General features: G+C 62.3%; 8 protein-coding genes (1 of these 8 running past the window's edge). 7 read left to right on the top strand and 1 reads right to left on the bottom strand.

From position 1 onward, the window contains the following. The 6 genes from BN32_RS21920 to BN32_RS21900 all read left to right on the top strand — a co-directional run. A partial coding sequence (locus BN32_RS21920; RefSeq protein WP_162161328.1) for an autotransporter outer membrane beta-barrel domain-containing protein occupies positions 1–1,559 on the top strand: 1,559 nt, incomplete at its 5' end. A gap of 24 nt (positions 1,560–1,583) precedes the next feature. After that, entirely contained in the window at positions 1,584–1,706 is a 123-nt protein-coding gene (locus BN32_RS26470; RefSeq protein WP_019195867.1) for a hypothetical protein, read from the top strand. A 324-nt stretch (positions 1,707–2,030) separates the two neighbouring features. Continuing rightward, a complete protein-coding gene (locus BN32_RS21915; protein WP_019195868.1) occupies positions 2,031–3,356 on the top strand; it encodes an ABC transporter substrate-binding protein in 1,326 nt (441 codons plus the stop codon). Positions 3,357–3,685: 329 nt separating this feature from the next. Then, a complete protein-coding gene (locus BN32_RS21910) occupies positions 3,686–5,314 on the top strand; it encodes an NADP-dependent glyceraldehyde-3-phosphate dehydrogenase (protein ID WP_019195869.1) in 1,629 nt (542 codons plus the stop codon). A gap of 134 nt (positions 5,315–5,448) precedes the next feature. Next, entirely contained in the window at positions 5,449–6,294 is an 846-nt protein-coding gene (locus BN32_RS21905; protein WP_019195870.1) for a hypothetical protein, read from the top strand. 118 nt (positions 6,295–6,412) lie between these two features. Further along, positions 6,413–6,646: a hypothetical protein gene (locus BN32_RS21900; protein ID WP_019195871.1), complete on the top strand. Its 234-nt coding sequence runs from the start codon at positions 6,413–6,415 to the stop codon at positions 6,644–6,646. 4 nt (positions 6,647–6,650) lie between these two features. Here BN32_RS21900 and BN32_RS21895 read toward each other — a convergent pair whose 3' ends face one another. After that, on the bottom strand, positions 6,651–7,877 hold the full coding sequence (locus tag BN32_RS21895; protein WP_019195872.1) for a multidrug effflux MFS transporter: 1,227 nt from the start codon (positions 7,875–7,877) through the stop codon (positions 6,651–6,653). 236 nt (positions 7,878–8,113) lie between these two features. On the opposite strand from BN32_RS21895, the gene htpX reads away from it, so the two are divergent. Further along, positions 8,114–8,730, top strand: partial view of a zinc metalloprotease HtpX gene (htpX, locus tag BN32_RS21890; protein WP_040427198.1) — the 5' portion only. 310 nt of this gene lie beyond the right edge of the window; only the first 617 of its 927 coding nucleotides appear in the window; its start codon is at positions 8,114–8,116; the stop codon falls past the right edge of the window.

The raw sequence follows: 8,730 nt of genomic DNA, 5'->3' as shown, positions 1-8,730 counted from the left end.
CCGTGAGCATCGGTTCCCAGGACGCCAATGTCGCGATCACCAATAGCGGGACGATCACGACGGCGGGGACCGACGCCGATGGCATCTGGTCCGCCGGCGCCAATGCGGCGATCAGCAACAGCGGGACGATCTCGACGGCGGGGAGCGGCGCCGTGGGCATCTTCTCCTTCGGCGCCAATGTCACGATCATCAACAGCGGGACGATCACGACCTCGGGGACCAACGCCTCTGGCATCAGGTCCCGGGGCGCCAATGCCGCGATCACCAATGCCGGCGCGGTGTTCGCGACCGGCCCCGGCAGCTATGCTATCGCTGTCGGCGGTGCGAACTCCTCGCTGACCCTCCAGCGCGGCTCGCTGCTGCAGGGCGACCTGTGGTTTGCCGCCGCATATGCGGCCACCACCCGCCTGATCCTCGCGCCCGGATGGAGCACCGCGCTGCGCTTCGACATGGTCGACCGGCCCGGATTTCCCGGCGGCCTGCCCGCCACCATCACTGCGAACGGTATGCCGCTGGCGGTCAATGCGGCGAGCGGCCTGGTCGCCACCGCCGATGTCAGCGCCCTGCGCGGCCAGGGCCAGATGCTCGGCGATCTCACCGGCGGCATCTTCGCCGCGGTGGATGGCCGCCGCGGCACCGGCGCGGCGGTGGCGCCGATCGCCTATGCGGCCGAGACAACGGCCGTGCGCGCGGCCTTCGCCGCCGACTTCCGCAAGGACGAGGCGCGCTACGAGCGCACCACCTGGCTGAAGGGGTTTGGCGGCAGCCGCACCGAGAACGGCTCCGGTGTCACGCTCGAGCAGGACCAGGCGCTGGCCGGCGCCGTCTCCGGCGTCGATCTGTTCGCCTCCGCCAGCGGCAAGGCCGGCCTGTTCGCCGGCGGCGCCTTCGGCCGCACCGATGTGCCGCAGAGCCAGCAGATCGCCGCGACCAGTGCCTTCGGCGGCGCCTATGGCACGTTCTGGTTCGGCAGCGCCACGCTCGATCTGGCGCTGACGCTCGGCTGGACCCGCTATGACAGCTCGCGCCGTGTCGCCGACAACACCGCGGCCGGCGGCATCGCCTTCGCCACCGCCGACTATGACGGCGTCTTCGTCGCGCCGCGCATCGCTCTTACCCAGCCCTTCCTGATCGGGCCGCAAGTCTTCGAGGCGAAGCTGTCGGGGTATTATGCCGGGCTGTTCCTGAACGGCTTCACCGAGACCGGCAGCATCGCGCCGCTATCGGTAGACAAGCGCGACCTGCATCTGTTCGTCGGCCGTGCCGGCCTGTCGATGCCGCTGGAGCAGGCCTATGCCAACGGGGTGACGCGCGTCATCCCCACCATCGGCATCGAGGGACGGGTGCAGACCGGCGACAATCTGGTGAACGGCACGCTGGTCGGCACCGGCATCGTCTTCGATGCCGGCAACCGCGACATTCTCGGGGGCTTCGCCGCGCTGCGCATCGAGCACGACATGAACGCGCGGCTGGCGCTGTTCGCCGAGACCGAGGGCCTGCTGGAAGATACCGGCTCAGCCCGCTTCCTCGCCGCCGGGGGAATGAAGTTGCGGTTCTGAGTCGGCACTGCGCGCGCTTTGTGCATGGAGCCTACGCTGCTGCTCGACAAGCTACGGCTGCTGAAGGCGTACGATCTCATCAGCCCGGCTTATGTGGTGATCGAGGCAGCGAACGCGTTCAAGGGCAAGACAACAGCCATCAATTAGCTCTGGCAGACCGATTTCAATACCTCAGATCACCGGCTGGGGATGGCTTGCGGATTGCTCAATCGCTTCGATTGTCTGTGGCGATGGCGCGAGCCGCGCGACTGAACATTTCCCGTCTCAAAAAAGTATCCCGCAAAATATCAGTCCAATTGTTGCTCTGCACTCTTACGCACCGCGCATTGATCGCGCCGCGGGCTGATGATTACATCGGCGTCGCCGGGGCGGGGCTTGCTCTGGCCCATTCAAGAAGGATTTCGCACACGCAGGCATTGATTTGAAAAATATTGGCCGATCAACGGCCAATACATCAGGGAGGAGACGACTATGACCGAGTTTACGCCGGATCGACGATCTCTGCTCAAAGGAAGTGCCGCCACGCTGGCCGCGGCGGCGACCATGTCAGCCGACCAGATGCTCGGCTACGCGAAGGCCTGGGCGCAGACCGCGCCCTGGAAGCCGGAAGCCGGCGCCAACATCAATATGCTGCGATGGAAACGATTTGTGGAGGCGGAAGACGTCGCCTTCATGAAGATCGTGGACGCCTTTCAGAAGGCGACCGGCGTGAAGATCAATATCTCCAATGAATCCTTCGACGATATTCAGCCCAAGGCCTCGGTTGCGGCCAATACGGGGCAGGGCCTCGACATGGTGTGGGGCCTCTATTCGTTGCCGCATCTGTTTCCCGAAAAGTGTGTCGACGTCACCGATGTTGCCGACTATCTCGGCAAGAAGTACGGCGGCTGGGCGCCGTCCGGCGTCGCCTACGGCAAGCGGGGCAACAAGTGGCTCGGCATTCCGGTCGCGGCGAGCGGCGGCCTGGTGAATTACCGCATCGGCGCCATGCAGAAAGCCGGCTTCAAGGAATTTCCGAAGGACCTCGCCGGATTCCGGGAATTGATCAAGGGCCTCAAGCAGAACGGGACGCCTGCCGGCATGGCGCTCGGCCATGCGACGGGTGACGCCAACGGATGGCTCGCGTGGGCGATGTGGGCGCACAATGCCTACACGGTCGACAAGGACAACAAGGTAACCATCAACTCGCCGGAGACGGCCAAGGCGCTGGAATACGTCAAGTCGCTCTATGAGAATTTCATTCCCGGCACGGTCTCCTGGAACGACAGCTCCAACAACAAGGCGTTTCTGGCCGGCCAGCTTCACCTCACCACCAACGGCATTTCGATCTATGTTGCGGCGAAGAAGGAAAACCCTGCGATCGCGCAGGACATGGATCACGCGCATCTGCCAGTCGGGATCAGCGGCCAGGTGCGGGAGCAGCATCTCGGCTTCCCGATCCTGATCTTCAACTTCAGCAAGTATCCGCAGGCCTGCAAGGCATTCACTGCGTTCCTGATGGAAGGACCCCAGTTCAATCCCTGGATCGAGGCGGCGCAGGGGTATCTGTCGCACTTCCTGCTCGCTTACGACGCGAATCCGATCTGGACTGTCGATCCCAAGAACACGCCGTATCGCGATGTCGCCAAGCTGGCGTCGACCCCGGCCGGCCGTGGCACGCTGAACGAAAGTGCCGCAGCCGCGATCGCCGATTTCGTCGTGGTCGATATGTTCGCGAACTACTGCACCGGCCGCGAGGACCTCAAGGGAGCGATGGCATCGGCGGAGCGGCAGTTCAAGCGGATCTATCGTACCTGACGTGAGATTGACAGTTTCCTCGCGCGGCGATCAATTTTCTCCGCGCGGATGAATTTCCAGGAACGTCATTGCGAGGAGCGCTTGCGACGAAGAAATCCAGTTCTTCACCTTGCTGTTGGAGTCTGGATTGCTTCGCTTCGCTCGCAATGACCGCCGCCTTGGCGGATGCTGATAAAAAAGCCAGCCACATAATCATTTCGACTCATTCATCTGGCAGATTGGGCTGGTCACCCCAAAGACCGGTCAGTTGGCGCCCGGTCCCTCCGCCCCGCCCGTGCCCGCAGTTTCCGCCGGGTGCGGTTCGCGGAACACTCGCAATTGATGAGGTCATGATGCTCACGTCGCAGCAGTTGAAGGAATTGTTCCCCGAAGAAAAACGGTTGAAGGATTGTGATGTTCCGCCTCCAGTTCATCAGCGCGAGACGCTGGTGAACGGAGACCTGAGGCCATGGACCGGGCCTGTGGAGACCGTGCGTTCGGCGATCTGCGTGCGCAAGGCCGACGGCTCGCTCGAACAGGTTGAGCTTGGCAGTTATCCCGTCGGCGGCATTCCCGAGGCGAAGGTCGCGCTCGATGCGGCTGTCGCGGCCTATGACAACGGGCGCGGCGAATGGCCGACCATGACGGTGGCGCAGCGCATCGCCTGCATGCAGGACTTCACCAGGCAGATGGTGGCCCGCCGTGAGCAGATCGTTCAACTCATCATGTGGGAAATCGGCAAGACGCTGCCGGACTCGCAGAAGGAATTCGACCGCACTGTCGAATACATGAAGGCGACCATCGATGCGCTGAAGCATCTCGACAACGACAATTCGCGTTTCACGATCGTTGACGGCACCATAGGCCAGATCCGCCGCACGCCGCTCGGCGTTGTGCTCTGCATGGGGCCGTACAATTATCCGCTCAACGAGACTTTCGCGACGCTGATTCCCGCGCTGATCATGGGCAACACCATGGTGTTCAAGTCGCCGAAGTTCGGCGTGCTGCTGTTCCAGCCGCTGCTCGAAGCATTTCGCAGCGCGTTCCCCAAGGGCGTCATCAATACCGTTTATGGCAAAGGCTCGGAGGTGGTGCCGATGCTGCTCGAATCCGGCAAGGTCAACGTGCTGACCCTGATCGGCTCAAGCCGCGTCGCCGACCATCTCAAGAAGATGCATCCGAAGGTCAACCGGCTGCGCGCCATCCTCGGGCTGGATGCCAAGAACGCGGCCATTGTGCTGCCGGATGCGAATGTCGAACTGGCTGTGAAGGAATGCCTGCTCGGATCGCTGTCCTTCAACGGCCAGCGCTGCACCGCGCTGAAAATGCTGATCGTCCATCGCTCCATCGTGGACAAGTTTCTCGCGCGATACACCGAGGAGCTGACCAAGCTGAAGACAGGCATGCCTTGGGACAAGGGCGTCACGCTGACGCCGTTGCCGGAGTTGGGCAAGGTCGAGCACATGACGCGGCTGGTCGCGGACGCGAAGGAGAAGGGCGCCAAGGTCGTCAATGAAGGCGGCGGCACGAGCGCTGGCACGCTGTTCTATCCCGCCGTGGTCTATCCGGTGAAAGAAGGCATGCTGCTGTATCGCGAAGAACAGTTCGGTCCGATCGTTCCGGTGATGGCGTTCGACGACATCGACACGGCGCTGGACTACGTCATTACCTCCGAGCACGGCCAGCAGGTTTCGATCTTCAGCGAAGATCCGGAAACGATCGGTCGGCTGGTCGATCCGCTGGTCAATCAGGTCTGCCGGGTGAACATCAATTGCCAGTGCCAGCGTGGGCCGGATGTTTTTCCATTCACCGGGCGAAAGGATTCGGCGGAAGGCACGCTGTCGGTCACCGACGCGCTGCGTTCGTTCTCGATCCGCTCGATGATCGCGGCGAAGCAGACCGAGGATTCAAAGCGGCTGCTCGACGACATCGTCCGCGATCACAAGTCGAACTTCATAAATACTGGGTTCATTTTGTAATTGATACACAACTCGCGGACGGTGCGCGCACCTGCCGCGAGTTATCGATCTCGCTTCATGCGGCGCTCTCCGGGTAACGAATTCTCAACCAATTCGTGGTTACCAAATAGTAAACCATTTCGGAGTCAGCGCTCATGACCGACCACACTGCCGACGGCGAGATCAAGGATACGAGCCATCACGGCGAAGCATCGCTGGTGCCGGAAACCGCCGGCATGGTCCAGCATGAAGCGAAGGCTGCAGATGCGGCGAAAGAGGGCGCTTCCACGCATGTCGCAAGGCAGCCATCCAAGGAAATCACGCTGCAGCGCCTGACGGCGCACAGCTCCTGGGAAGATATCGTTTCCAATGAAAGCGCCGCGCGCGAGCAGCAGTTCAATGCCGCCGCCGCTCCGAAAGCTGGCGGCCGTCGCCTTTCGATGGCTGCCATCGTCGCCATTGCCGCTGCGGTCGGCGCTATTGGAGGCGCGCTCGCGACTGCGGGTGTTGGACACTACGTGAAGAGTGACCAGACCGCCGACGTTGCGGCTGTTGCCGCCGCCGAGCAGGCGCGTGCGATGGAAAGCGCGATCGGCAAGATCAATGCCGACATCGCAGCCCTCAAGAGCAGCAGCACAGCGCAATCCGCGAAGATTGTCGAACGGATCGATCGCGTCGAGAAGGCGCAGGCTGAACCGGCCGCGAAACTGGCGAAGCTGAGCGAGGCCGTTGACAAGCTGCGCACCTCCGCGCCGGCGCCTGAAACCACCGGCTCGATCGCCGCCAACAATCAGACGGCACAGCCGAACCGGCTTCCGGTTGTTTCCGGCTGGACGCTGCGCGAAGTGTCCGATGGCATCGCAACCGTGATCGGCCGGCAGGGAGTTTTCGACGTCATCCCCGGCGATCCGCTGCCCGGCATCGGACGGGTCGATGCGATCCGCCGCCAGGATGGGCGCTGGGTTGTGGTGACCAGCCGCGGCCTGATCGTCGCGCGCTGACCGTCACGGCTGGCGTCTGCATCCTCGGAATTAATACGCCGGACCGCTAAAATTTGAGTGTTCGCCTGAACGGACCGGCATGATCTCGCTGGCATGATGCAGCCTCTGATGAAGAGGAATGAGCATGCCTGCATTTCGAGTGATTCCGCGCCTTCGTGTGGTTAATTTTTTCGCCCATGAGGTGATCGATGCATCTGGCGGTGTGCCGCCGGCAGCAAACGACAACAATTGCCCATATTGTGGCGGCGTGCTCGAGCCGGGCGATAAGGCGTCCGATTGTTCCGGATCTGGTGCCGATTCCGGCGCCTGGCCGATGATCCCGTTCCCCAAGGGATGGGGCGCGTCCTGCTGAAGAACTAGCGTGCGGGAACCGCGCGCTGGCCTGTAAGATACAAAATCAACCCAAGCATGGTTAGCGCCACCTGTACGATGCCGATGGCAAGCGTCGCGCTTGTAATCGATGCGGTCAGGACGACGCCAACCGCCGCGCCTGCCATCTGCAGGAACCCAAGCAGTGCTGATGCAAGGCCAGCCCTGTCGCCGAATGGTTGCAGGGCTGTCGCCGTTGCCAGCGGATTCACCATTCCGAAGCCAGTCAGAAACACCATGATGGGTCCGAGATAGGTCCAGAGTGAGTGCTGAGCCCAGTGCGCGCTGAACAGCAGCACGCCGCCGATAACGGCGATGACGAGGCCCATGATCGTCGCGCGGGCTTGCCCGAACCTGATCGCCAGCCGCGGTCCCGCCATTCCGGATGCGAAAACCGCAAGGACCGTGGTCGCGAAAAACAGACCGAGCTGGATCGGGGAGAAGCCAAGTCCGTCGATCAGAACCCGCGGCGATACTGAAAACATGGCGAACAGCGCGCCCATGAACAGCCCGAGCGTTCCGGCGGGCGCGATGAAACGCCGATCGGTCAGCAGGCCCCAATATCCGCGCAGGATCGCCGTCAACTGAATCGAGACGTTGCCGTCAGGCCGATGGGTTTCACCCACGCATCTGAAATAGGCGAATGCGACGGTTGCCCCGAACAAGCCGACCACAAGAAATTCCGAGCGCCATCCGGTGGTGGTATCGAGCAGTCCGCCGATCAGCGGTGAAAAGCCGGGAGCGGCGGCCATCGCGACCATGATGAAGGCCAGCGCCCTTGTCAGTTCTTCACCGCTCAACAGATCGCGGGCGATGGCGCGCGACAGCACCGAAGCGGCGCATGCGCCCAGCGCCTGAATGGTGCGGCCGACCAGCATCATTGGCAGGGTCGTGGAGAACTCGCACCAGAGGCTACCCAGCACGAAAATGCCAAGTCCGAACATGACCGGTTTCCACCGGCCGTAACGATCGGACAGCGGGCCGACGATCAACTGACCGACGGCAAAAACCGCAAGATAGACGCTGATGGTGGATGAAACGGCGGCAGTCGAGACATTGAGGTCTCTTGCCATCGAGGGCAGGGACGGCAGCAGGATATTCGTCGCAAAGGATCCGACCGCGGCCAGCGCGGCGAGAACACTGATGCGCGCGAATATGGAAAACGGCTTGCGCGCCAGGATCAGCTTGTCGCTGTCGATGTTCTCGATGGTCATCCGGAAATCCCCTTTCCGGCTTTTTATATGATGATTATCATATATCAAAAGGGAATGTCGGGCTGAGCTCCCAGCTTTTCGCCGGGTGACGGTTGCGGCTGGAACATGGCGGGCTGCAGGTTTCGCGGTGCGGACGCGACGCGCCGCCGCAGGAACCCGCATCTTGAATGAGGGCCGTGGTCCCCACCATCTATGGAGGGTGATATCCCCGGCGAAGCGCCGGTCAGGAGGAGGAGATGAGTTACTTCAAAACGGCGGTTCTGCTTGCCGGGTTGACCGCCCTGTTCATGGGGGTCGGCTATCTGATTGGCGGAGCGGGCGGCGCCATGATTGCGCTGGTGATCGCCGCAGCCACCAACATGTTTGCCTACTGGAACTCGGACCGCATGGTGCTGTCGATGCACGGCGCCCATGAGGTCGACGAGCGCAGTGCGCCGGACCTCGTGCGGCTGGTGGCGGAACTTGCTGGCCGCGCGCAGTTGCCGATGCCGAAGGTCTATCTGATGGACAATCCGCAGCCGAACGCGTTTGCGACCGGCCGCGATCCTCAACATGCCGCGGTGGCTGTGACCACCGGCCTGCTGCAGTCGTTGAGCCGTGAAGAACTGGCCGGTGTGATTGCGCATGAGCTGGCGCACGTCAAAAACCATGACACGCTGATCATGACGATCACCGCGACCATCGCGGGCGCGATCTCGATGATTGCGCAGTTCGGGATGTTCTTCGGCGGCAATCGTGAAAATGGTCCGGGCATCATCGGCTCGCTGGCAATGATGATCCTGGCGCCGCTGTCGGCGACCATCGTGCAGATGGCGATCAGCCGCACGCGCGAATATTCAGCGGATGAGATGGG

The organism is Afipia birgiae 34632 (assembly GCF_000308295.2).
GTDB lineage: Bacteria > Pseudomonadota > Alphaproteobacteria > Rhizobiales > Xanthobacteraceae > Afipia > Afipia birgiae.
Note: the sequence above shows the minus strand (reverse complement) of the source record. Positions and strands in the feature narration are given on the sequence as shown.